The organism is Halorubrum sp. B52 (genome assembly GCF_059752555.1).
The window spans coordinates 598,398-620,772 of the sequence record NZ_MWTG01000009.1 but is presented as its reverse complement, the minus strand read 5'-3'; the positions used below and the strand labels follow the sequence as shown (position 1 = coordinate 620,772).

General features: G+C 70.8%; 23 protein-coding genes and 1 pseudogene. 18 read left to right on the top strand and 6 right to left on the bottom strand.

Translation table 11 applies throughout. From position 1 onward, the window contains the following. Positions 1-9 precede the first annotated feature (9 nt). Together B4V04_RS11735 and B4V04_RS11730 are read left to right on the top strand one after the other, a co-directional pair. Positions 10-516: a DUF5813 family protein gene (locus tag B4V04_RS11735; RefSeq protein WP_498231824.1), complete on the top strand. Its 507-nt coding sequence runs from the start codon at positions 10-12 to the stop codon at positions 514-516. A 70-nt stretch (positions 517-586) separates the two neighbouring features. Next, entirely contained in the window at positions 587-910 is a 324-nt protein-coding gene (locus B4V04_RS11730) for a DUF7991 family protein (protein ID WP_498231822.1), read from the top strand. Between the two features lie 12 nt (positions 911-922). Here B4V04_RS11730 and tmk read toward each other — a convergent pair whose 3' ends face one another. Next, entirely contained in the window at positions 923-1,522 is a 600-nt protein-coding gene (gene tmk / locus B4V04_RS11725) for a dTMP kinase (RefSeq protein ID WP_498231820.1), read from the bottom strand. Between the two features lie 134 nt (positions 1,523-1,656). On the opposite strand from tmk, the gene B4V04_RS11720 reads away from it, so the two are divergent. The 7 genes from B4V04_RS11720 to B4V04_RS11690 all read left to right on the top strand — a co-directional run bounded on the left by B4V04_RS11720 (position 1,657) and on the right by B4V04_RS11690 (position 9,186). Beyond that, positions 1,657-3,021 (top strand): hemolysin family protein, encoded by a 1,365-nt coding sequence (locus B4V04_RS11720; protein WP_498231818.1) that lies wholly within the window; start codon positions 1,657-1,659, stop codon positions 3,019-3,021. Positions 3,022-3,073: 52 nt separating this feature from the next. Next, complete coding sequence (locus B4V04_RS11715; RefSeq protein ID WP_498231816.1) at positions 3,074-3,940, top strand: universal stress protein; 867 nt, start codon at positions 3,074-3,076, stop codon at positions 3,938-3,940. A 116-nt stretch (positions 3,941-4,056) separates the two neighbouring features. Then, complete coding sequence (locus tag B4V04_RS11710; protein WP_498231814.1) at positions 4,057-4,953, top strand: complex I NDUFA9 subunit family protein; 897 nt, start codon at positions 4,057-4,059, stop codon at positions 4,951-4,953. A 157-nt stretch (positions 4,954-5,110) separates the two neighbouring features. Next, positions 5,111-6,289: a tubulin/FtsZ family protein gene (locus B4V04_RS11705; protein ID WP_498231812.1), complete on the top strand. Its 1,179-nt coding sequence runs from the start codon at positions 5,111-5,113 to the stop codon at positions 6,287-6,289. Between the two features lie 13 nt (positions 6,290-6,302). Further along, on the top strand, positions 6,303-6,989 hold the full coding sequence (cofC, locus tag B4V04_RS11700) for a 2-phospho-L-lactate guanylyltransferase (protein WP_498231810.1): 687 nt from the start codon (positions 6,303-6,305) through the stop codon (positions 6,987-6,989). A gap of 71 nt (positions 6,990-7,060) precedes the next feature. Further along, the gene (gene cofG / locus B4V04_RS11695; RefSeq protein ID WP_498231808.1) at positions 7,061-8,224 is read left to right on the top strand and encodes a 7,8-didemethyl-8-hydroxy-5-deazariboflavin synthase subunit CofG; all 1,164 of its coding nucleotides are present in this window, start codon (positions 7,061-7,063) and stop codon (positions 8,222-8,224) included. A 98-nt stretch (positions 8,225-8,322) separates the two neighbouring features. Then, positions 8,323-9,186, top strand: coding sequence for a mechanosensitive ion channel family protein (locus B4V04_RS11690; protein WP_498231806.1), 864 nt, complete (start codon positions 8,323-8,325; stop codon positions 9,184-9,186). A 50-nt stretch (positions 9,187-9,236) separates the two neighbouring features. Here the strand turns inward: B4V04_RS11690 and B4V04_RS11685 are convergent, their stop codons facing one another. After that, positions 9,237-9,491: a hypothetical protein gene (locus B4V04_RS11685; protein WP_498231804.1), complete on the bottom strand. Its 255-nt coding sequence runs from the start codon at positions 9,489-9,491 to the stop codon at positions 9,237-9,239. 135 nt (positions 9,492-9,626) lie between these two features. On the opposite strand from B4V04_RS11685, the gene B4V04_RS11680 reads away from it, so the two are divergent. Continuing rightward, positions 9,627-10,841, top strand: coding sequence for an RNA-guided endonuclease InsQ/TnpB family protein (locus B4V04_RS11680; RefSeq protein ID WP_498231802.1), 1,215 nt, complete (start codon positions 9,627-9,629; stop codon positions 10,839-10,841). Between the two features lie 57 nt (positions 10,842-10,898). Here the strand turns inward: B4V04_RS11680 and B4V04_RS11675 are convergent. After that, positions 10,899-11,103, bottom strand: a pseudogene (locus B4V04_RS11675) (MATE family efflux transporter); the annotation flags it as partial. A gap of 210 nt (positions 11,104-11,313) precedes the next feature. Between B4V04_RS11675 and thiE the strand changes: the two are divergent. Beyond that, positions 11,314-11,946, top strand: coding sequence for a thiamine phosphate synthase (gene thiE, locus B4V04_RS11670; protein WP_498231800.1), 633 nt, complete (start codon positions 11,314-11,316; stop codon positions 11,944-11,946). Positions 11,947-12,015: 69 nt separating this feature from the next. On the opposite strand, the gene B4V04_RS11665 is transcribed toward thiE, so the two are convergent. Further along, complete coding sequence (locus tag B4V04_RS11665) at positions 12,016-12,867, bottom strand: SDR family oxidoreductase (protein WP_498231798.1); 852 nt, start codon at positions 12,865-12,867, stop codon at positions 12,016-12,018. 438 nt (positions 12,868-13,305) lie between these two features. Next, entirely contained in the window at positions 13,306-14,061 is a 756-nt protein-coding gene (locus B4V04_RS11660; RefSeq protein ID WP_498231796.1) for an SDR family oxidoreductase, read from the bottom strand. 137 nt (positions 14,062-14,198) lie between these two features. Here B4V04_RS11660 and crtID point away from each other — a divergent pair, with 137 nt between their 5' ends. The 5 genes from crtID to B4V04_RS11635 all read left to right on the top strand — a co-directional run bounded on the left by crtID (position 14,199) and on the right by B4V04_RS11635 (position 18,780). Next, the gene (crtID, locus tag B4V04_RS11655; RefSeq protein ID WP_498231794.1) at positions 14,199-15,698 is read left to right on the top strand and encodes a bifunctional phytoene desaturase/3,4-desaturase; all 1,500 of its coding nucleotides are present in this window, start codon (positions 14,199-14,201) and stop codon (positions 15,696-15,698) included. Beyond that, positions 15,695-16,594 (top strand): prenyltransferase, encoded by a 900-nt coding sequence (locus B4V04_RS11650; protein ID WP_498231792.1) that lies wholly within the window; start codon positions 15,695-15,697, stop codon positions 16,592-16,594. Before crtID ends, B4V04_RS11650 begins: the two co-directional genes overlap by 4 nt. Next, complete coding sequence (cruF, locus tag B4V04_RS11645) at positions 16,591-17,493, top strand: bisanhydrobacterioruberin hydratase (protein ID WP_498231790.1); 903 nt, start codon at positions 16,591-16,593, stop codon at positions 17,491-17,493. Before B4V04_RS11650 ends, cruF begins: the two co-directional genes overlap by 4 nt. Positions 17,494-17,657: 164 nt before the next feature. Next, a complete protein-coding gene (locus tag B4V04_RS11640) occupies positions 17,658-18,215 on the top strand; it encodes a hypothetical protein (protein ID WP_498231788.1) in 558 nt (185 codons plus the stop codon). A 139-nt stretch (positions 18,216-18,354) separates the two neighbouring features. After that, positions 18,355-18,780 carry a universal stress protein gene (locus tag B4V04_RS11635; RefSeq protein ID WP_498231786.1) on the top strand — a complete coding sequence of 142 codons (426 nt, stop codon included), beginning with the start codon at positions 18,355-18,357 and terminating at the stop codon, positions 18,778-18,780. A gap of 28 nt (positions 18,781-18,808) precedes the next feature. Here the strand turns inward: B4V04_RS11635 and B4V04_RS11630 are convergent, their stop codons facing one another. Further along, entirely contained in the window at positions 18,809-20,212 is a 1,404-nt protein-coding gene (locus B4V04_RS11630) for a dihydrolipoyl dehydrogenase family protein (protein ID WP_498231784.1), read from the bottom strand. A gap of 266 nt (positions 20,213-20,478) precedes the next feature. On the opposite strand from B4V04_RS11630, the gene B4V04_RS11625 reads away from it, so the two are divergent. Then, entirely contained in the window at positions 20,479-21,246 is a 768-nt protein-coding gene (locus tag B4V04_RS11625; protein ID WP_498231782.1) for an MBL fold metallo-hydrolase, read from the top strand. Positions 21,247-21,369: 123 nt separating this feature from the next. Next, positions 21,370-22,374, top strand: coding sequence for a GTP 3',8-cyclase MoaA (moaA, locus tag B4V04_RS11620; RefSeq protein WP_498231780.1), 1,005 nt, complete (start codon positions 21,370-21,372; stop codon positions 22,372-22,374). Position 22,375: the final 1 nt, after the last annotated feature.

The window sequence follows — 22,375 nt, the reverse complement described above, 5'->3', positions numbered from 1 at the left end:
CCACTCGGTATGAGCGAGACAGAGCTGCCGGGTCGGGTCCGCCGCGCGTTCGCGGACCACGGCTCCTTCGAGCCCGCCGACGAGGCCGGCGCGTGGACCTCGGAAACGACCGCGTTCGACGGCGAGGTGCGCGCCGAGCCCGCCGCGGACGGCCGGGTGCGGTTCGCGGTGACCGTCCGGGTGCCGACGCTCTCGGCGGCGACCGCGGACGAGGTCGCCGACGTGGTCGAGGAGGGGTGGACCGAGACGTTCGAGCTCCGCGTCGTCGACGTCGGCGGCGTGACGCGTGCCGACCGCGAGTTCGACCCGACCGTCGCGGTCGGCGACGACGAGATCACCGTCGAGTTCGAGCTGACCGATGTCAACGAGCGGCGCGGCGTCGACGACGCGGGGGCGCTGATCGACTTCGTCGAGGGGACCTACGTGCAGGGCGTCATTCCGGGGTACGAGTACGTCGACCCCGTGGCGGGGCTCCTGTCGGCGGCGCGCCAACAGGGGAACGACGGCGCGTTCTGACCGCGTTTCGAACGGGGGATCCGCGGCGCCGGGGCGATAGGGGCAAATGCCGGGAGCCCGTACGGGAGGTATGCTCGCGCTGCTCGGGTTCGTCAGCCTCCTCGCGCTGGTGGCGTTCCACACGCTGGTCGCCGGGGTGACGACCCGCTTCTTCCGGCTTCGACTGTCGACGTCGTGGGGGTCGGTGGTGTACACGATCGTGTTGACGCCGATGCTCCTCCTGATCTCGACGCTCGTGTTCACGGGCGCGCTCAACGTCGGCGCCGGCGTCAACCTCGGCAGCACGACCGTCCTCTTCGGACTGCTCGTCTTCCTCCCGGTCGTGCTCGGCGCGGCCATCGACTACCTCTACGTGCCCTCGCCGGAGGAGTACGAGCTGCCGGAGACGCAGTAGGGGAGTTGCGAATTACTCCTCGACCAGATCCGCGACGACCGCCGCGACGCGGGCCGTGACGTCCTCGGACGACCGCGTCGCGTCGACGCGCACGAACCGGTCCGGCTCCGCGTCGATCAGCCGCTCGTAGTTGTCTCGGACCGCCGCGAGGTAGCCGTCCTGCTCGAACTTGTTCGTGCGGCCCGCGCGCTCGGCGGCGGTCCGGGCGTCCAAGTCGAGGTAGACCGTCGCGTCTGGCGGCCGGGAGAACGGCGCGTGGATCTCCTGTATGTATTCGAGCGGGTCGCGGCCGTCGAGGGCGACGCCGCTCTCGGCGAGCGTCGCGGCCTGGTACGCGAACCGGGAGTCGGAGTAGCGGTCGGAGACGACGAGGTCGCCGTCGGCGAGGGCGGGTCGAACCGTCCCGGAGAGGTGGTTCGCGTGGTCCGCGGTCAGCAGGAACAGCTCCGCGAGCGGGTCGGCGTCGTCGGCCGCGATCGACCGGGCCACGGCCTCCCCGTACCAGCTGTCGGTGGGCTCGCGGGTGAACGTCGCGTCCGGGTGGCGCTCGCGGAGCGCCTCCCAGACGGTCGTCTTCCCGCTCCCGTCGAGCCCCTCCAGCGTGATCAGCATGGTCGCGCTCGGACGCGCCGGGGAATAAACGGACCGGGTTCCGAGGGCGCGACGTGTCCCTTTTTAGTGGTCCGCCGACGAACCGTCGCTATGGTCAGCCACTCCCCCGCGCCGCACTCCGCCCGGAGGCACCGATGGTAGACGTCGCGATCTCCGTCGGCCGAGTGGCCGCCGCGCTGGTGTTGGTGGCGTTGAACGGCTTCTTCGTCGCCTCGGAGTTCGCGTTCGTCCGGGTTCGGTCCACCTCGGTCGAGCAGCTCGCCGCGGAGGGCCGCCCCGGGTCGGGCGCGCTCCAGGACGTGATGGGGAGCCTCGACGACTACCTCGCGGCGACCCAACTGGGGATCACGCTCGCCTCGCTCGGGCTCGGGTGGATCGGCGAGCCCGCGGTGGCCGCGCTCATCGAGCCGGCGCTCGGGTCCGTGCTCCCGCAGAGCGCGGTCCACCTCGTCGCGTTCGCGATCGGGTTCGGCGTCATCACGTTCCTCCACGTGGTGTTCGGCGAGCTGGCGCCGAAGACGATCGCCATCGCGCAGGCCGAGCGCATGGCGCTGCTGCTCGCCCCGCCGATGAAGCTCTCCTACTACCTGTTCTCTCCCGGCATCGTCGTGTTCAACGGGGCCGCGAACGCCTTCACGCGCGCCATCGGGGTCCCGCCCGCCTCGGAGACCGACGAGACGATGGGCGAACGCGAGATCCGGCGCGTCCTCGCGCGCTCGGGCGAGGCCGGTCACGTCGACCCCGGCGAGGTCGACATGATAGAGGGCGTCTTCGAGCTCGACGACACCGTCGTCCGGGAGGTGATGGTGCCGCGGCCGGACGTGGTGACGCTCGCCGCCGACCGGACGCTCCCCGAGATCCGCGCGACCGTGCTGGAGGCGGGACACACCCGCTACCCGGTCGTGGCCGACGAGGACGCCGACCGCGTGGTCGGCTTCGTCGACGTGAAAGACGTGCTGCGCGCCGGCGAGGCCGGCGACGAGTCGGCGACGGCCGCGGACCTCGGGCGGGAGATCGTCGTCGTGCCCGAGACGACGGCGATCGGCGACCTCCTCGTCCAGTTCCGCGAGGAGCACAGGCAGATGGCCGCCGTCGTCGACGAGTGGGGCGCCTTCGAGGGGATCGTCACCGTCGAGGACATCGCGGAGGCGCTCGTCGGCGACCTCCGGGACGAGTTCGACGACGGCCGGGGCGAGCACACGATCCGCGCCCGCGAGGGCGGCGCGTACGAGGCCGACGGTTCCGTCTCCCTCTCGGTCGTCAACGACGCGCTCGGGACCGACCTCGAGGGGAACGGGTACGACACCCTCGGCGGGCTCGTGCTGGACCGGCTCGGCCGCACGCCGGAATCGGGCGACATCGCCGAGGCCGGGGGCCATCGCTTCGAGGTCACCGCCGTGGACGGCGCCCGGATCTCGACGGTGCGTATCGACCGGATCGACGGCGACGGCGGTGGCAGAGCGGACGGCGGCACCGACGGAAACGGCGACGGCGAGTAGGACGCGCCGACGGCCGCGGCGTTTTTTAAGCGTCGGCCGCGACTCTCCGCGCATGTTCGACCGGATCCTGTTCCCGACCGACGGCGGCGACGGGGCGGACGCGACGTTCGACCACGTCCTCGACCTGGCCGCGGACCACGACGCGACGGTCCACGCCCTCAACGTCGCCGACACGACCCACGACAGCGTCACGCGGGTCGGCCGAGACGTGGTCGACGTGCTCGAACGCGAGGGCGAGGACGTCGTCGAGGCGGCCGCGGAGCGTGCCGCGGACCGCGGCGTCGAGGCGGTCACGGCGGTGCTCCAGGGCGGGGTCGACGAGACGATCGTCGCCTACGCGACCGACCACGAAATGGACCTGATCGCCATGCCGACGCGCGGGCGGACGGGGCTCGACCGCCTGCTCCTCGGGAGCACGACCGAGCGCGTCGTGCGCCGGTCGCCGGTCCCGGTGCTCAGTCTCCGGCCCGACGGCGAGCCGGCGCGGTACCCCTACCGGAACGTCCTCGTGCCGACCGACGGGAGCGAGCGCGCCGCCGAGGCGCTCGACCGCGCCGTGTCGCTGGCGGCCCGGAGCGGCGCGACGCTCCACCTGCTCTCCGTCGTCGACGTCGGGACCATCGGGGCCGAGGCGTACTCGGGCACCGACGCGCTCGTGTCGGCGTCCGAGGAGACGGTCGCGGAGGCCGCCGCCGTCGCCGAAGAGGCGGGCGTGGAGACGGTCGAGCGCGTCGAGGTGGGCTCGTCGGCCGCCCGCGGGATCCGGTCGTACCTCGCGGACAACGACGTCGATCTCGTGGTCATGGGCACACGGGGGCTGACGGGCGTCGAGCGCTACCTGCTCGGGAGCGTCGCCGAGCGGACCGTCCGGACCTCCCCCGTCCCGGTGTTGACGGTGCCGGGCGACGACTCCGAGTGAGGCGGCCGCCGACCCGAGAGCGCTCGCCCGCGGGCGCCGCCGACCGCGACGCCGCTCGGCGCGGCGGCGTCTGACGCCGCGGTAGGTTTACGGGGGTTCCTCGCCTTATTCCGTGCATGAAGGTGTTGGTCGCAGGCGGGACCGGATTCATCGGGTCGTACCTCTGTCGCGCGCTCGCCGAGGGGGGCCACGACGTGACGGCCCTCTCCCGCTCGGGAAGCGAGACGCCCGAGGGGGTCGACGTCGTCAGGGGCGACGTCACGGACTACGACTCGGTAGCCGGCCCGGTCGAGGGGCAGGACGCCGTGGTGAACCTCGTCGCGCTCTCGCCGCTGTTCGAACCGAAGGGCGGCAACGCGATGCACGACCGGATCCACCGCGGCGGCACGGAGAACCTCGTGAACGCCGCCGAGGCCGGCGGGGTCGAGGGGTTCCTCCAGCTGAGCGCGCTCGGGGCCGACCCCGACGGCGACACGGCGTACATCCGCTCGAAGGGGCAGGCGGAGGAGATCGTCCGCGAGAGCGGCCTCGACTGGACGATATTCCGCCCGTCGGTCGTCTTCGGCGAGGGCGGGGAGTTCGTCTCGTTCACCAAGCGGCTGAAGGGGATGTTCGCGCCCGGCCTCCCGCTGTATCCGCTCCCCGGCGGCGGGAAGACCCGGTTCCAGCCGATCCACGTCGAGGACTTCGTCCCGATGCTGGTGGCGGCGTTAGAAGAGGACGAACACGTCGGCGAGACGTACGAGATCGGCGGCCCGGAGACGCTGACGCTCCGGGAGGTGACCGACCTCGTGTACGAGGCCGAGCGCAAGGGCGTCACCATCGTGCCGCTGCCGATGCCGCTCGCGCGGATCGGCCTGACGGTGCTCGGCGCCGTCCCCGGTTTCCCGATGGGGCCCGACCAGTACCGATCGTTACAGTTCGACAACACGACGGCCGACAACGACGTCGCCGCGTTCGGCGTCGACCCCGACGAACTGACAACGCTCGGCGCGCATCTCGGCGTCCGATGACGAGGTCGATCGAGGGACGGAGCGGCGATTCGGCGGTCGTCGCCGGAGCCGCGGCGCCGTTCGTGTCACGCAGGTGGATATCAGCGATGGTAACGGCAACCGAAGGCTTAAATATGCCTTCACGTTCTGTTCTTTTCAAAGGCCGAGGGAGCACACGATGAAACTTGCAATGATCGGATTCGGACAGGCGGGGGGAAAAGTCGTCGACAAGTTCCTGGAGTACGACAAGCGGACGGGGTCGGAGATCGTCCGCGCGGCCGCGGCCGTCAACACGGCCAAGGCCGATCTCATGGGCCTCGAGCACGTCGCCGAGGACCAGCGCGTACTCATCGGGCAGTCCCGGGTGAAGGGCCACGGGGTCGGCGCGGACAACGAGCTCGGCGCGGAGATCGCCGAGGAGGACATCGACGAGGTGCAGGGCGCCATCGACTCGATCCCGGTCCACGAGGTCGACGCGTTCCTCGTCGTCGCCGGGCTCGGCGGCGGCACCGGCTCCGGCGGCGCGCCGGTGCTCGCGAAACACCTCAAGCGGATCTACACCGAGCCCGTCTACGGGCTCGGCATCCTGCCGGGCAGCGACGAGGGCGGGATCTACACCCTCAACGCGGCACGGTCGTTCCAGACGTTCGTCCGCGAGGTGGACAACCTGATGGTGTTCGACAACGACGCCTGGCGGAAGACGGGCGAGTCCGTCCAGGGCGGCTACGCGGAGATCAACGAGGAGATCGTCCGGCGGTTCGGAATTCTGTTCGGCGCCGGCGAGATCCAGCAGGGTCAGGAGGTCGCCGAGAGCGTCGTCGACTCCTCGGAGATCATCAACACGCTCGCCGGCGGCGGCGTCTCCACCGTCGGCTACGCGGAGGAGGAGGTCGAAGAGCGCAGCTCGGGCGGGCTGCTCTCGCGGCTGCGCGACGACAACGGCGAGGACCAACTCGACAGCGCGCACACCACGAACCGCATCACCAGCCTCGTCCGAAAGGCGGCGCTGGGGCGGCTCACGCTCCCGTGTGAGATCGAGGGCGCGGAGCGCGCGCTGCTCGTGCTCGCGGGGCCGCCGGAGTACCTCAACCGGAAGGGTATCGAGCGCGGTCGCAAGTGGCTCGAAGAGCAGACCGGCTCGATGGAGGTCCGCGGCGGGGACTACCCGTACCGCGGCGCCGGCTTCGTCGCGACGGTGATCCTGCTGGCGGGCGTCACGAACGTCCCGCGGATCAAGGAGCTCCAGCAGGTCGCCATCGAGGCGCAGGACAACCTCGACGAGATCCGCGAGGAGAGCGACGAGAACCTCGACGAGCTCGTCAGCGACGACAGCGACGAGCTGGAATCCCTGTTCTAGGGCGACCCTCCCGATGGAGGTCCTCGTCCCGTTCTCGACCGACCGCCCCAAGTCCCGACTCTCCGCCGTCCTCGACCCCGACGAGCGGGCGGCGTTCGCGCGGGCGATGCTCCGCGACGTCCTCGACGCGGTCAGGGCCGCCGGCGGCGAACCGCGGGTGCTCGCCACCGGTCCGGTCGACGCGGGCCTCGCGTGTCCAGTCGACGTCGACGAGCGCCCGCTGACCGAGGCGGTCAACGCGGCGCTCGACGCGCGGTTCGGAGGCGATGGCGACGAGGGAGACGCTGACGACCCGAACCCCGTCGCGGTCGTCATGGCCGACCTCGCGCTCGCGACGCCGGCGGCGCTCCGGGAGCTGTTCGCGGCCGGGCGCGAGGCCGACGTCGCGATCGCGCCCGGTCGCGGCGGCGGGACGAACGCGTTCGTCGCCGGACACCCGGCGTTCCGGGTCGACTACCACGGCGCCTCCTACCTCGACCACCGGCGGATCGCCGCGGAGATCGGGGCGAGCGTCGCGGTCGTCGACTCCCACCGGCTCGCGACCGACGTGGACGAGCCGGCGGACCTCGCGGAGGTGCTGATCCACGCCGAGGCCGACGACGGGGACGACGCCGACGGCGGGAGGGCGGCGCGGTGGCTCCGCGACGCCGGCTTCGCGCTCGACGCGACGGACGGACGGGTCGGCGTCGAGCGGGAGTGAGGATCCGGACGGCGACCGCGCCCGGATCCGCGACCGCGATCCTTTTTGAACCGCGAGCGTGAGGAGCGGACGTGTTCACGGCGGCCGACGAGTACGGGATCGACCTGTCGATCGACGCCGAGCGCGTCGAGCGGCTGCTCTCGGTGACGCCTGCGGACGTCGACCCCGCCGAGCGGCTCACCTTCGCCCGGAACGTCTTCGTGCCGCTGACGACCGCCTGCCGGTACACCTGCACCTACTGCACCTACTACGACGTCCCCGGTGAGGCCTCCCTGCTCTCGCCCGAGGAGGTCCGCGAGCGCTGCCGCGTCGGCGCCGACGCGGGCTGCACGGAGGCGCTGTTCACCTTCGGCGACGACCCGGACGACCGGTACACAGGGATCCACGAGACGCTCGACGAGTGGGGGTTCGACTCGGTCCACGACTACCTCTATCGCGCCTGCGAGATCGCCTTGGAGGAGGGGCTGCTCCCGCACTCGAACCCGGGCGATCTCACCGAAGCACAGTTCGCGTCGCTGCGCGAGGTGAACGCCTCGATGGGCGTCATGCTGGAGACGACCGCCGACGTCGACGCGCACAGCGGGGGACGTCGGAAGACCCCCGGCCAGCGACTCAACACGATCCGGGCGGCGGGTCGGCAGGGCGTCCCCTTCACCACCGGCATCCTCGTCGGCATCGGCGAGGGCTGGCGCGACCGCGCGGAGAGCCTGCTCGCGATCCGCGAGCTCCACGAGCGCCACGGCCATATTCAGGAGGTGATCGTGCAGAACGTCGTCCCGAACGAGCGGTCGGAGTTCGCGAAGCCCGAGTTGGAGACGATGCGCCGGGTCGTCGCGATGGCCCGGGCCGCGCTCCCGCCCGAGGTGTCCGTGCAGGTGCCGCCGAACCTCTCGCCCGCGGCCGACCTCGTCGACTGCGGGATCGACGACCTCGGGGGCGTCTCGCCGGTGACGGACGACTACATCAACCCCGCCTACGAGTGGCCCGACCTCGACGGGCTCCGCGCGGTCGCCGACGCCGGCGGGATGCCGCTGCGCGAGCGGCTCCCGACCTACGCGCGATACCTCCCGGACGACCTCCGACCGGCGGGCGTCGACCCCGCGCCCCCGCCGACGGACCGCGACGCGTGGATCCCGGCGACGGTCCGCGACCGGATCCGCGCGGGCGACGTCCACGGGCGGCGGCTCCGCGGGGTCGCTCGCGGCGACGGGCCGCTGGCGGTCCGCGGCGACTGAGACGAGGGCGGACCCCGCCGCCGACACCGGCGCTCGACCCCGGATAAACAACTGCGCTGCCAGTAGCTTCTTTAAATACCCCTCCGAATGGGTGAGTGATGCTACCACTACAGTTCGGCGGTGCCGGATTGAGCGCGGCCCTGACGGGGATCCTGTTTTCGGTGGCCCTGTTCCTCGTCGGGTTCGTCGGTGTGCTGCTGTTGGGCAAGGTCGTGCTCGTGCCGGCGGTCGAGCGAGTGTTGGGCTCGCGCGGGTTCGACGGCGCCGTCCGGAGCCTCGCGTCGAGCGTGGCGAACGCCGTCGTCTGGGTGGCGGCGATCGCCATCGGGTTCACGATGGCCGGCTACGGCGCGTTCCTCTCGGCGTTCGCCGTCTTCGGCGGCGCCATCGCGCTCGCGGTCGGCTTCGCCGCGCAGGACCTCCTCGGCAACTTCGTCGCCGGGATCTTCATCCTGAAGGACAAGCCGTTCGAGGTCGGCGACTGGATCGAGTGGGACGGGAACGCCGGCCGCGTCGAGGACATCGACCTGCGCGTCTCGCGGGTCCGGACGTTCGACAACGAGCGGGTCACGGTGCCGAACGGCGACCTCGCGAACAACGCCGTCACCAACCCGGTGGCGTACGAGACGCTGCGTCAGAAGTTCGTCTTCGGCATCGGCTACGACGACGACATCGCGGAGGCGACCGACATCATCGTCGAGAAGGCGGAGGCCCACGGGGAGATCCTCGACGACCCGGGCGTCTCGGTCCGGCTCGTCGAGCTCGGCGACTCCGCCGTCGGACTCCAGTCGCGCTGGTGGATCTCGGACCCGGACCGCGGCGACTTCGTCCGGGTGCGCTCGGAGTACGTCACCGCGGTGAAGGAGGCGTTCGACGAGGCCGGCATCGACATGCCGTACGTCCACCGGCAGCTCACCGGGAGCGTCGAGGTGCTGGAGTCGGTCGCGGACGACGACCAGTAACTGGTCAACGACGGCCGCCGACCGGCGAGTCCGGGGGCGTCGCCCTCGGGCTACTCCACCGGCGCGTCGCCCTCGGCCGCGTCCGGCCGGTACTGCCGGCTGACGGCCTGCCACCGGTTCGACCGAAATCGCGCGAGGTTCAGCCCGGCCGGCACCAGCTTCTCCGCGATCACCGCCGCGTACAGTCCACCGACGCCGAGGACGAGCCAGACGGTGAGGACGACGTTGAGGAGCGCGCCGCCGGCCCGGACCACCATCGGGGTGAACGTGTCGCCGACGCCGGCGTAGGTGCGGCTTGCGATCATAGGACAGCAAGCCGGAAACCCACGGTTTTAACAGTGGGAGGAAGCCGACGTGGTGGGAAATAGCCACCGAGAAACGATAGTCTGACTCCCCCAGGGCACCGTAGTAGTTATAAATCTTACCTACTCTTATGAAGTATGGCGGAGGTGCGTCGCACGGTCGTCGTCAAACTCGATGTGGACGACAGCGACGCGACTCTCCTCCAGGAAACCGTCGAGGAGTATCTGTGGGCGTGTAACTACGTCGTCCGCGACGCATGGCAGGACGATTATAAACCCACGTCCAAGAACAAACTCCACGACCGGACGTACTCCGACGTGCGCGAACAGACGCGCCTCCAAGCGAATCTCGTTCAATCCGCACGCAATCGGGCCGCCGAAGCCATCAAGAGCGTCGTCGCTCGGTGGCAGAACGGTAAGAAGGCGTCACAACCGCACTTCACGACGCCTTCCGTCCGGTACGACAAACGGAGTGCGACGTTCCACGACGACCATGTGTCCCTTTCCACAGTAAACGGGCGTATCGAAGCCGAATACGTTCTTCCGCCGGAAGGCGACAACCCGCAGACGACGTACTTCCGTAACGACGAGTACGAGATCACAGGTGCGACGCTCCAGTACCGCGACGCGACGGACACGTTTTTCCTCCATATTGGAACGAAGGCCGACGTGGAGACCGAGATACCGGACGAAGGCGACACCGAGAACAGCACAGTCCTCGGCGTCGACCTCGGTATCGAACAGATCGCTGTCACGTCGACCGGGATGTTCTGGAGCGGTGACTACCTCAATCACCGTCGTCGAGAGTACGAACGCGTGCGTGGCGATCTTCAACGGACGGGCACGGAGTCGGCTCATCGAACGATCGAACGGATGGGCGACCGCGAGATGCGTTGGGTAGAGGACTACCTCCATCGTATCTCGAAAGCTATCGTCCAAGAAGCCGTCGCACACGATTGCGACCGGATCGCGTTCGAGGAGTTGACGGACATCCGCGACCGGATGCCGGGAACAAAGAAGTTCCATGTGTGGGCGTTCCGACGTCTGTACGACTACGTGGCGTACAAGGCCGAAGCAGAAGGTATCGAAGCCACGCAGGTGGATCCGGCTTACACGTCCAAGCGGTGTTCGAAGTGCGGGACGACGCTGGACGAGAACCGCCAGTCGCAAGCGAAGTTCTGTTGCCAGAAGTGCGGCTACGAGGTCAACGCGGACTACAACGCGGCGAAGAACATCGGATTTCGGCTACTCCGTGCGGGGCAAAAGTCTCCGCATGGAGGGGCGACACGTCACCTCGCCCTGAAGTCGGGGACGCTGAACGTGAATGGCGGCTACTCGCCTGCCACCCAGTAGGGTCGGCCAGAACGGGAGTCCACCGACAAGCCCACCCCTTTAGGGATGGGTTGGTGACGTTGAAGAACTCGAAGGCGAGCGCGGGCACCGTGACGACAAGGTAGGTGGTCCCCGCGGACAGCGCCGCCCCGTCGCCGCCGACGAGGGCGACCAGCCGCTCCGCGCCGAGGACGTAGCCGGCGAAGATGGGTGCGACGAGCAGCGCGGCCACAATCAGCGACTGCTTGACGACCAGCCCCGCCCGCCCGCGCTCGTCGCCGCCGACCCGAGCCCGGAGAGGCCGGCCCGGAGCCGCGCGGCCGCCGCCCGGAGTCGTGAGCGCATCGGCGTCGGTTGGAACCGGGGCGGCTTGGGTCTGTCCACCGCGGCGGGTCGCGGGGACGGTCTCGATCCGCGCGGGGACCGGCCCCGACCAGCGCGCGACCGCGCCCGAACGACAGCTTTTCACGGCGACCACCAGAATATACCACTAATGAATCCCACTGAGTGGCGGACGTACCTCGTGACGCAGGCGAGCCGGTCGGCGGGTCGCGACACCGAGACGGTCGTCGAGGCGGCGCTCGCGGGCGGCGTCGACGCCGTACAGCTCCGCGAGAAGGGCGCGAGCGACGCGGAGCGGTACGAGGTCGGGAAGCGCGTGCGCGGTCTCACGGCCGACGCGGGCGTCCCGCTGATCGTCAACGACCGTGTCGACGTCGCCGCCGCGGTCGACGCCGACGGTGTCCACCTCGGGCAGTCGGACCTCCCTACCGGGGCGGCGCGCGACCTGCTCGGAGAGGACGCCGTCGTCGGGCGCTCGACGTCGACGGTCGCGGAGGCGCGGGCGGCCGCAGAGGCGGGAGCCGATTACGTCAGCGTCGGCGCGGTGTACGGGACGCGCACGAAGGACGTGCCGGACGCGAAAGACGGGGTCGGAACGGAGCGCGTGCGGGAGATCGCGCGGGCGGTCGAGCTCCCGGTGATCGGGATCGGCGGGATCGACGCCGACAACGCGGGCGCCGTGGCCGCCGCCGGCGCGGCGGGCGTCGCGGTCGTCTCGGCGATCACCGCCGCCGAGGACCCGGAAGCGGCGACCGCCGCGATCCGGGCGGCGGTCACGGAGTGAGGGCCGGTCGCGACGGGCTCCGGGCAGTGTCGGTGCCGGCGACGTGTCGGCGCCGCGCCCGCGACGCAGTCACGCCTCGCGTTCGAACTCGGGATCGAACAGCCGCGCCGACATCGGCGCCGGGTCGCCCTCCGTGAGGTTGTACGCCGAGAAGTCGGTGACGCCCGCCTCGCGGAGCAGTTCCTCGTCGTAGAAGCTCTCGCCCGTGCACTCCGCCGGGTCGCGCGCCAGGATCTCGAGCACCGCGTCGGAGACGACCTCCGGGGTGCGCCAGTCGTCCTCGGTCCCGAGCCCGAAGTAGCGCGTCGCCCGGGTGTCGATCGTCGTCACCGGCCAGAACGTGTTACAGCCGACGTCGTCGCTCGCCAGCTCCTCGGCGAGCGAGAGCGTGACGAACGACATCCCGAGCTTCGACCACGCGTACGGCGCCTTCCCCGGCGAGCGGTCGGTCACGACCGGCGGCGAGTTCGACAGGAACCACGCCTCGTCGAGCCCCGCGAGGTGGTCCGCGAACGCGTGCGCGACGAGGTGGGTCCCGCGGACGTTCACGTCGGTCAGGAGGTCGAACCGGTCGGCCGGCAGGTCGGCGATATTCGCCAGCTGGATCGCGCTCGCGTTGTTGATCACGACGTCGACCTCGCCGAAGCGGTCGATCGACTCCTCGACCGCCGCCTCGACGCGGGCCTCGTCGCGGAGGTTGAGTTCGAGCGCGAGCGCCTCGGCCCCGCGGTCGCGCACCTCGCGGGCGGTCTGCTCGACTGACCCCTCCAGCTCGGAGTCGTCGTCGTCGGTCGTCTTGCCCGTCGAGACGACGTTACAGCCGCGGTCGGCGAGCGCGAGCGCGAGTTGCTTGCCGATGCCGCGGGTCGTCCCGGTGATGAACGCCGTCGAGCCCGAGAGGTCGGGGTCCGCGAGTGCCATACCCCTCGTTCGGCCGACCGAGGGATAATTCTCGGTGGTCGGGTCACGGAATCAGTGAGACGATGTTTAAATATCCTCAAGGACGACGACGATTACTTATAAAGAACGGCCGCGGTGGCGCGTGCCGCCGAGCGCCCGTAGGGCGCGAGGTGCACGCGCGAGGGACGCGGCGACCGAAGGGAGCCGCGAGGCTGGGGAGGCGTGAGGCGCGGTTGCGGTGTGGTCGGGCGGGACTCAAAGGGGCAGCCGCGAGGACGAAGTACGGCGACGGAAGCACCGCAGCGAAGGAGCGGTAGCGACTGAGCGAGGAGCGCACCGAGCCGCGCGAGTCCTCGCGGCTGGGGCTTTGGAGGTGTTCACCGTCGAGTCAGCGAACGCGTACAGCCGAGCGGCTGGGGCGTTAGAGGTTTTGACTGTCGATCCGAACTCGATCGAGTCCTATCGCGTCGCTTTCTTCCACTCGCGCAGCCCCAACCGCTCGCCGTTCAGGTCCTCGGCGGGCGCCTCGGTGGCCGCCCAGACGAACAGCGGCGCGACGCTCTCGGGCTCGCGGGCGCGCTCCTTCCCGGTGAGGTCGGTGGCGACGAGCCCCGGGTCGACGACGCCGACCGCCGCGTCGAGGTCGGCGGCGAACCCGCGGGCGACCGCCTCGGCCGCCGCCTTCGAGACCGCGTACGCGCCCATGCCGGGCGTCGACTCGTGGGCGACCGACCCCGAGGGGACGATCACCCGCGCGTCGTCGGCGAGGTGGGGGACGGCCTCGTTGACCGTCGCGAAGACGCCGCGGGCGTTGGTGCGCATGGTGTCGTCGTAGTCGGCGTACGAGAGCGCGTCCGTCGGGCTCTCGCCGGGCGCGCCGTGGAAGACGGCGGCGTTCGCGAGCACGACGTCGATCGGCCCGCCCTCGCGAGCGGCCCGCTGGAAGAAGCGCTCGAGGTCGAACTCGTCGCGGACGTCGACGCGCTCGCCCCACGCGGTCCCGGCGTCGTGGCTCTCCTCGCCGTCGTCGGCCGCCGTTGCGCCGACCGCCTCCTCCCCCTGACCGCCGTCGCCGTTCAGCTCCGCGACGGTGCGATCGACGGCGTCGCCGTCGCGGCCGGAGACGGCGACGAACGCCCCCGCGTCGACGAACGCCTCGGCCACCGCCCGCCCGATCCCGCTCGTTGCGCCGGTGATCGCGACCGTCGGATCCATGTGGGAATCGGTAGGAGCGTCGGCGACTTAGGCGTACCCACTCGCCGCGTCGGATCGGCGGCCGCCCGCGGATCGCGTCGGCGCCGCCCCGCCGCGTCTGGCCGGTATTTATACCCCTTCCGACCCTACGAGATCACATGGACGTGGCCCCGGACATCGACGCCGTGGCCGGCGAATCCGTCGTCGTGATCGGCGGCGGGTTCGGCGGCCTCTCGACCGCGTGTTACCTCGCGGACGCCGGCGCGGACGTGACCCTCTTGGAGAAGAACGAGCAGCTCGGCGGGCGCGCGAGCCGCCTGGAGGCCGACAGCTTCCGGTTCGACATGGGCCCCTCGTGGTACCTGATGCCGGACGTGTTCGAGCGGTTCTTCGGCCACTTCGGGCGCTCGCCCGACGAGTTCTACGAGTTGGAGCGGCTCGATCCCCACTACCGCGTGTTCTGGAAGGACGGCGACAAGGTCGACGTGCTCCCGGACCGCGAGGCGAACAGGGAGCTGTTCGAGGAGTACGAGCCCGGCGCGGGCGACGCGTTCGAGGCGTACCTGGAGGAGTCGAAGCGCACCTACGAGATCGGGATGGAGCACTTCGTGTACGAGGACCGCCCGCGGCTGCGCGACTACGTGGACAAGGACGTGCTCCGGTACTCGTGGGGGCTCTCGCTGCTCGGGAAGATGCAGGGGCACGTGGAGGACTACTTCGACCACCCGAAGCTCCAGCAGCTGATGCAGTACACGCTCGTCTTCCTCGGCGGCTCGCCGTACAACACCCCGGCGCTGTACAACCTGATGAGTCACGTGGACTACAACATGGGCGTCTACTACCCCGAGGGCGGTATCGGCGCCGTCGTCGACGGGATCGTCGAGCTCGGCGACGACCTCGGCGTGGAGTACGTCACCGACGCCGAGGTGACGGGGATCGAGGGGCGCCGCGGCGGGTTCGCGGTCGACGCCGCCGACGGCGAGCGCTACCTCTCGGACCTCGTCGTCTCCGACGCCGACTACGCGCACACCGAACAGGAGCTGCTACCGCCGCGCAAGCGCCAGTACACGGAGGAGTACTGGGAGTCCCGGACGTACGCCCCCTCGGCGTTCCTGCTGTACCTCGGCGTCGAGGGCGACGTGCCCAACCTCGAACACCACACGCTGGTGCTGCCGACGGCGTGGGACGGCCACTTCGCGCAGATCTTCGACGACCCCTCGTGGCCCGACGACCCCGCCTACTACCTCTGCGTCCCCTCCGAGACCGACGACACCGTGGCGCCCGAGGGACACAGCAACCTCTTCGCGCTGGTCCCCATCGCGCCCGGGCTGGAGGACACGCCCGAACTGCGCGCGGAGTACCGCGACCTCGTGTTGGACGACATCGCGGAGAACACCGAGACGGAGCTTCGCGGCCGGATCGTCTTCGAGGAGACGTTCTGCGTCGACGACTTCGCCGACCGCTACAACAGCTACCGCGGGAGCGCGCTCGGCTTGGCGCACACGCTGCGGCAGACCTCGCTGCTCCGGCCGCCCCACGAGTCCGACGCGGTCGACGGCCTCTACTTCACGGGGTCGACGACGACGCCCGGCATCGGCGTCCCGATGTGTCTCATCAGCGGACAGATAACGGCCGAGGCGGTCTCGAAGCCGACGTGAGCGACGCCGTGACCCGCACAGCGACCGACGCCGACCGACGGTCGATCGCCGGCGACCTCCGGTACCTGCTGGTGCTATCGCGGCCGCGCTTCTGGCTGTACCTCGCGGGGCCGGTCGCGGTCGGGGTCACGTACGGGATCGGCGACGTGAGCGGGCTGTTCACGCCGACGACCGTCGCGCTGGCGGCGTACTTCCTCGTGCCCGCCAACGTCTTCCTCTACGGCGTCAACGACGCGTTCGACGCCGACATCGACGAGCTGAACCCGAAGAAAGAGGACCGCGAGGCGCGCTGGAAGGGGAGCCGGCTCGTCGCGCTCGCGGTGCTCGCGTCGGCGCTCGCGGGGCTCGCCACCTTCGCGGTCACGCCGCGGGTCGCGTGGCCGTACCTCGCCGGGTTCCTCCTGCTGTCGGTCGGCTACAGCGCCCCGCCGGTGCGGTTCAAGACGACGCCGTTCCTCGACTCGGCCTCGAACGGCCTCTATATTCTCCCCGGCGCGGCCGCGTACGCGACCGTCGCCGGCGCCCACCCGCCGCTCGCGGCGCTCGCGGGCGCGTGGCTCTGGACGATGGGGATGCACACGTTCTCCGCGATCCCCGACATCGAGCCGGACCGGGCCGCCGGGATCCGGACGACGGCGACGCTGCTCGGGGAGCGGCGGACGTACGCCTACTGCTTCGCGTGCTGGGTCGTCGCCGCGGCCGCGTTCGCCGCGGTCGACCTCCGGCTCGGCGCGCTGCTCGGCGTCTACCCGGTCTTCGTCGCGTGGGTCGCCGCGTCGTCGGTGTCGGTCGACCGCGCGTACTGGTGGTTCCCGGCGCTGAACACCGCCGTCGGCACGCTGCTGGCGATGGGCGGGCTCTGGCGCGTCTACCCGGTCACGGAGGTGCTCGCGTGAGCGACGAGGGCGGGTCGGCCGGGCCGGCGGGGTCCGCGGAGTCGGGCGCGTCCGGCGTCGACGCGCTCCGCGCGCGGCTCCCCGACACGCGCCGCGGGGCCGAGGCGCTCCTCGACCGGACCGTCCGCGAGAACCGGTTCACCATCGCCGTGTTATTCCCGCTCGTCGGCGCGGTCGCCCTGGTCGGCAGCGCGGAGGGGTGGGTGCCGGAGCCGCTCGCCTTCCACCCGTGGTTCGTGCTGTTCGGCGTGCTGGTGATGCGCTCGCCGCTCGTCGTCGGGACCCTCCCCGCGCTCGACCGGCGTGCGCTCGGGTGGGTCGGCGTCCTGATCGCGTACACCTACGCCATCGAGCTGGTCGGCGTCGCCACGGGGTGGCCGTACGGGAACTTCGAGTACACGGTCGACCTCGGGCCGATGCTCGCCGGCGTGCCGGTCGCGCTCCCGGTCTTCTTCATCCCGCTCGTCGTGAACGCCTACCTGCTCTGTCTCCTGCTCCTCGGCCCGCGGGCCTCGAACGGCTGGCTCCGCCTCCTGACCGTGATCGCCGCGGTCGTCGCGATGGACGTGGTCCTCGACCCCGGCGCGGTCGCGCTCGGCTTCTGGAGCTTCGGCGGCGGGAGCTTCTACGGCGTCCCGCTCTCGAACTACGCCGGCTGGGTGGTCTCGGCGACGGTGGCGGTCGTCACCCTCGACCGCGCGTTCGCGGGGACGACGCTCCGCGACCGGCTGCGCGACTGCGAGTTCATGCTCGACGACATGGTGAGCTTCGTGATCCTCTGGGGCGGGATCAACCTCTGGTACGGGAACCTCCTGCCGGTCGCCGTCGCCGCCGCGTTCGGCGTCGGACTCGTCCGCGCGGACCGGTTCGACGCGCGGGTGTTCTCGCCGTGGGGATGAAGGCGGCGCAGTCGATCGGGGCGGCGGGAGGGGCGAGGCGGTCGCCCTTCGCGGCGTGACGCGGCGTCTCCCCGGCCCGACTCGGTGTCCCTTATATACGCCCGCCTCCTTCTCGGAGATATGAGCGTTCAGGAGAGTCGCGGGCGGCACGGCGGGGAGGCGGAATGAGCCGGTTGGCGATCGAGTACGGCGCCCACGAGCGCGTCCGCGAGGTCGTCGACCGGCTGACCTACTGCGCCGAGCACGTCAGCGTCGCGTTCGACGGCTGGGAGGAGCCGCACGTCAAGGGGCCGGGGCTGTACTTCGCGGTCGTCGCCGACCGCGGCTACGGCGCGTACGCCGACCCGATGGGCGACAACCGGTGGCCCCGCGAGAGCTGCGCGTCGGTGTTCGACGAGGACGCCTTCGTGGACGCGGTCGGGTCGGTGAGCGTCGAGCAGGACGGCGGGGTCGTCGTCGCCGTCGACGGCGAGATCGAGGAGCAGATGGTCCGCTTCCGCGACCTCGGCACCCGGAGCGGCGAGTCCCAGCTCGTCGACGACGTGGGCTACGAGCCGTGGATGGGGTCGCGACACATGAGCGCGATCGAGACGTCGGTCCGGCCGGAAGTCGTGGCGACGGTGACGCTGAGCGAGGAGACGGGGCGCGTGAGCCGCTTCCGCGACGGGGAGGCGACGTCGATGCGGCGCCACGAGCTCGGCGGCGAGTGGAGGGTCGAATAGGCGGCGGGCAGCGGCGGTAGACGGCGGCGGGCGGCGGCGGTAGACGGCGGCGGGCGGCGGCGGTCGACCCGCCGACCGCGTTTCCGGACATCGGGTCCGAGGCCCCATCGTTATTGGCCCGCCCGTCGAACCCTGGCGTATGTACGACGAGATCCTGGTGCCGACCGACGGGAGCGAGGCTGTCGACCGCGCGCTCGACCACGCGCTGCGGCTGGCGAGCGACCACGACGCGACGGTCCACGCGCTGTACGTCGTCGATCAACGGATAGCGACCGCGAACTCCGGCGACCTCCACGACGAGATCGTCGAGGACCTGGAGACGCAGGGGGAGGAGGCGGTCGCCGCCGTCGCCGAGCGCGCCGAGGAGGCAGGGATCGACGTCGAGACGAGCGTCCTCCGGGGGACGCCCGACACGGAGATCGTCTCGTACGCCGACGAGCGCGGGATCGACGTGATCGTGATGAGTCCGGAGGGGAAGTCGCCGCGCGAGCGTATCCGGTCGCTCGGCAGCGTCTCCGACCGCGTCGCCGACGACGCGAACGTGCCGGTGTTCCTGATCAAGTAGGCGGCGCCGCAGCTCGCCGAGACGGGCGCTACTCCCCGAGCGTCGCCGACGCCTCTCGGAACAGCCCGTCGAGGATCTCCGGCGTGGTGGGGTGGTACGCGCGGTCGGGCACGTCCCTGACGTCCATTCCGGTCTCGATTATCACCTGCATCGTCTTCGCCATCGCGTCGGCGTGGTAGTGGAGCCCCTGGTACCCGAGGACCGTCCCGTCGGCGCCGACGACGAGCCGGGCGAGCCCCTCCGGGACGTTCTTGGTCTTGAACACCCCGTCGTCCGCCGCCTCGCGGGTGACGACGCGGTGGTCGAGGCCGGCGGCCTCTGCCGACGCCGCCGAGTGACCGAGGCGGGCGAACGGGAGCACGCCGAGACCGGAGAAGACCACGTGATGGTGGACGTTCTCGTAGTCGACGAGCGGGTCGCCGTCGCGGTGCCGCAGGAGGTTCTCGGCCGCCGTCTCCCCCTGTTCCTTGGCGACGTGGAGGATCGGCTCCTTCCCGTTGGCGTCGCCGACGACGAAGACGCGGTCGTCGCCGCGGGCCCGCATCGCGTCGTCGACCCACCCCTGCCCCGGGTCGAGGCGCGTCTCCTCCAGCCCGAGACGGTCGAGCGCCGGGCGACGGCCGGTGAACGCGAACAGCTGGTCGGCCTCGATCGCGGTCTCCTCTCCGTCGCGGTCGACGTGGAGCCTGACGCCGCCGGAGTCGGTCGGCTCGACGCGTTGCTCCGTCGCGCGGGTGAGCACCTCGACGTCGAACGCGTCCCGGTAGTAGTCGAGCAGCGCGTCGCCGAAGGGGGCGTCGGCCTCGTCGAGCGGCCGGGCGTCGTGCTCGATCACGGTGAGGTCCATCCCCGCCGCCTCGCTGAGGTACGGCACCAGCTCCATGCCGACGTAGCCGAACCCCATGACGACGCCGGAGTCGCCGAAGTCGGTCGCGTCGAGCACGTCCGCGCTCGTCGTCACCTCGACGTCGTCGATGCCGGGCAGCGACGGGAGGTTCACCGTCGAGCCCGTCGCGATCACGACGTAGTCCGGCTCGATCGTTCGGTCGCCGACCGCGAGGCGGCGGTCGTCGACGAACCGCGCGGTGTCGCGGAGGAACTTGACACCCTCGCGCTCCGCGAGCTCGTCGACGGCGGCGCGGCGGTGGGCGGCGAAGTTCGACGTGTGCTCGTTCTTCCGCTCCACGACGGCCTCCAGGTCGACGTCCGGAAGCGGGCCGGAGAGCCGGTCGTCGTGTCGCGCCGCGAAGCGGTGTTCGGCCGCCGACAGCACCTCCTTCGAGGGCATACAGCCGCGGAGGATGCAGAGCCCGCCGCCCGGGTCGCCGTCGTCGATCAGCGTCAGCTCGATATCGGGGTCGTCCGCGAGCCGCTCGGCGGCGGCGACGCCGGCGCTCCCGTACGCGCCGACGACCGCGACGTGCGTTGACATACCCCGACCCTTTCGGTCGGGACACATAACCGTTCCGCGGGGGGGGCGGTCGGCCGACGAATGCGGTCGGTTCCGGGCCGGTCTCGCGGCGGTCCCGCATCGAGCGGGGCGCGACGTCGCAACACAGTTAACCGTGCCTGTCACCGTCGGTTAGCCACGATGTCGCGCGAGCGAGACGGACGTCGAACCGGAGGGGGACCGCCACGCGAGCCCGGGGCCGACGGAGGGCCGGCGCGACCCGACGCCGGAGCGAGGGCCCGCCACTGATGGAACTCACCGTCCTCGGCTCCGGCAGCGCGATGCCGGTGCCCGACCGCGCGCAGGCGGGGTACCTCCTCGACGACGGCGAGCGCTCCCTCCTCGTCGACTGCGGCAGCGGCGTCCTCCAGCGGCTCGCGGGCACCGAGACCGGCTACGAGGGGGTCTCGACCGTCCTCCTCACGCACCACCACCTCGACCACGTCGCCGCCCTCCTCCCCCTGCTGAAGGCCCGGTGGCTCGCGGGGGCCGAACACCTCGAAGTGGTCGGCCCCGCGGGGACGAAATCGCTCGTCGACGGCCTCCTCGACGTCCACGACTACCTCGACGGGCGGGTTGACCTCGCGGTCCGAGAGGTGTCGGCGGCGCGCCCGTTCGCGGCGGCCGGGTTCGACGTCGCCGCCCGGGAGACGCGCCACTCGATGGCGGGGCTGGCCTACCGGTTCTCGCCGCCGAGTTCCGACGTCGACCCCACCGACGGCCCGCTCGCGCTCTCCGGCGACACCGAAGCGTTCGCGGGGATGGCGTCGTTCGCCGACGGAAGCGACCTCCTCGTCCACGACTGCTCGTTCCCGGACGGCACCGACGTGTCGAACCACCCGAACCCCACGCAGTTGGGCGCGTCGCTCGCGGGCGTCGACGTCGACACGCTCCTCCTGTCGCACCTCTACCCGCACACGGGCGGTCGGGAGCGCGAGATGGCCCGGAGCGTCCGCGAGGCGGGGTTCGACGGCGACGTCGAGGTCGCGAGCGACGGGCTGCGCGTCGAGCTCTGAGCGGCCCTCGACCCGGATCCGGTCCCTCTCGTCGGCGTTTCGGCCGTAAACGTAACCGTTGACAATTACCTGACCCCGTGATGGACCCTGATATTTAAGCGATCATAGCCGCTCCGTTGGGACATGACCGAGCCGCTCGCGGACGACTTCGGACGGGAGGTGACGGGGGTCCGGGTCTCGCTCACCGACCGGTGTAACTTCGACTGCGTCTACTGTCACAACGAGGGGTTAGGCGACACGCGGGGGCCGATGGAGCCGAGCGACGACGAGATGAGCGCCGACGACGTGGTCCGCTTCCTTGAGGTCGTCGAGGGGTACGGCGTCGACTCGGTGAAGTTCACCGGCGGCGAGCCGATGCTGCGTCAGGACTTAGAGGAGATCGTCGAGCGCACGCCCGACTCGATGGAGGTGTCGATGACGACGAACGGCACCTTCCTGCCGGGGCGCGCCGAGGACCTGAAGGCGGCCGGGCTCGACCGCGTGAACGTCTCGCAGGACGCGCTCGACCCCGACGACTTCGCCGAGGTGACGAAGTCCGGCGCCTACGAGCGGGTGCTGGAGGGCGTGAAGGCCGCCGTCGACGCCGGGCTCGACCCCGTGAAGCTGAACATGGTCGTGTTCACGCACACCGCGGGCTACGTCGAGGAGATGGTCGAGCACGTCGCCGACAACGAGGGGCTCCAGCTCCAGCTCATCGAGTACATGCCGGAGCTCACCGGGAAGCCGGAGTGGAACATCGACATCGGGCGCGTCCACGACTGGCTCGCCGAGGAGGCGGACCGGATCGAGCACCGCGAGATGCACGACCGCAAGCGCTACTTCGTCGGCGAGGACGCCGACGGCGAGGGCGGCGGGATGGTCGAGATCGTCGACCCCGTGGAGAACGAGGAGTTCTGCGCGAACTGCGGCCGCGTCCGCGTCACCCACGAGGGGTACCTGAAGGGGTGTCTCAACCGCAACGACGACCTCCGGTCGATGGGCGAGATGACCCGCGAGGAGATCGCGGAGACGTTCGAGGCGGTCGTCGCCAACCGCGTCCCCTACTACGGGGAGTACCTCGTCGAGAACGACGAGGGCGAGTACGAGATCAACGAGGAGTACCTCGGGACGCCGAGCGCGGCGGACTGAG

Bases quoted from the DNA above. Each gene is read 5' to 3' on its own strand.
- B4V04_RS11735 (WP_498231824.1), top strand. From the start codon at position 10: ATGAGCGAGACAGAGCTGCCGGGTCGGGTCCGCCGCGCGTTCGCGGAC.
- B4V04_RS11730 (WP_498231822.1), top strand. From the start codon at position 587: ATGCTCGCGCTGCTCGGGTTCGTCAGCCTCCTCGCGCTGGTGGCGTTC.
- tmk (WP_498231820.1), bottom strand. From the start codon at position 1,522: ATGCTGATCACGCTGGAGGGGCTCGACGGGAGCGGGAAGACGACCGTC.
- B4V04_RS11720 (WP_498231818.1), top strand. From the start codon at position 1,657: ATGGTAGACGTCGCGATCTCCGTCGGCCGAGTGGCCGCCGCGCTGGTG.
- B4V04_RS11715 (WP_498231816.1), top strand. From the start codon at position 3,074: ATGTTCGACCGGATCCTGTTCCCGACCGACGGCGGCGACGGGGCGGAC.
- B4V04_RS11710 (WP_498231814.1), top strand. From the start codon at position 4,057: ATGAAGGTGTTGGTCGCAGGCGGGACCGGATTCATCGGGTCGTACCTC.
- B4V04_RS11705 (WP_498231812.1), top strand. From the start codon at position 5,111: ATGAAACTTGCAATGATCGGATTCGGACAGGCGGGGGGAAAAGTCGTC.
- cofC (WP_498231810.1), top strand. From the start codon at position 6,303: ATGGAGGTCCTCGTCCCGTTCTCGACCGACCGCCCCAAGTCCCGACTC.
- B4V04_RS11690 (WP_498231806.1), top strand. From the start codon at position 8,323: ATGCTACCACTACAGTTCGGCGGTGCCGGATTGAGCGCGGCCCTGACG.
- B4V04_RS11685 (WP_498231804.1), bottom strand. From the start codon at position 9,491: ATGATCGCAAGCCGCACCTACGCCGGCGTCGGCGACACGTTCACCCCG.
- B4V04_RS11680 (WP_498231802.1), top strand. From the start codon at position 9,627: ATGGCGGAGGTGCGTCGCACGGTCGTCGTCAAACTCGATGTGGACGAC.
- thiE (WP_498231800.1), top strand. From the start codon at position 11,314: ATGAATCCCACTGAGTGGCGGACGTACCTCGTGACGCAGGCGAGCCGG.
- B4V04_RS11665 (WP_498231798.1), bottom strand. From the start codon at position 12,867: ATGGCACTCGCGGACCCCGACCTCTCGGGCTCGACGGCGTTCATCACC.
- B4V04_RS11660 (WP_498231796.1), bottom strand. From the start codon at position 14,061: ATGGATCCGACGGTCGCGATCACCGGCGCAACGAGCGGGATCGGGCGG.
- crtID (WP_498231794.1), top strand. From the start codon at position 14,199: ATGGACGTGGCCCCGGACATCGACGCCGTGGCCGGCGAATCCGTCGTC.
- B4V04_RS11640 (WP_498231788.1), top strand. From the start codon at position 17,658: ATGAGCCGGTTGGCGATCGAGTACGGCGCCCACGAGCGCGTCCGCGAG.
- B4V04_RS11635 (WP_498231786.1), top strand. From the start codon at position 18,355: ATGTACGACGAGATCCTGGTGCCGACCGACGGGAGCGAGGCTGTCGAC.
- B4V04_RS11630 (WP_498231784.1), bottom strand. From the start codon at position 20,212: ATGTCAACGCACGTCGCGGTCGTCGGCGCGTACGGGAGCGCCGGCGTC.
- B4V04_RS11625 (WP_498231782.1), top strand. From the start codon at position 20,479: ATGGAACTCACCGTCCTCGGCTCCGGCAGCGCGATGCCGGTGCCCGAC.
- moaA (WP_498231780.1), top strand. From the start codon at position 21,370: ATGACCGAGCCGCTCGCGGACGACTTCGGACGGGAGGTGACGGGGGTC.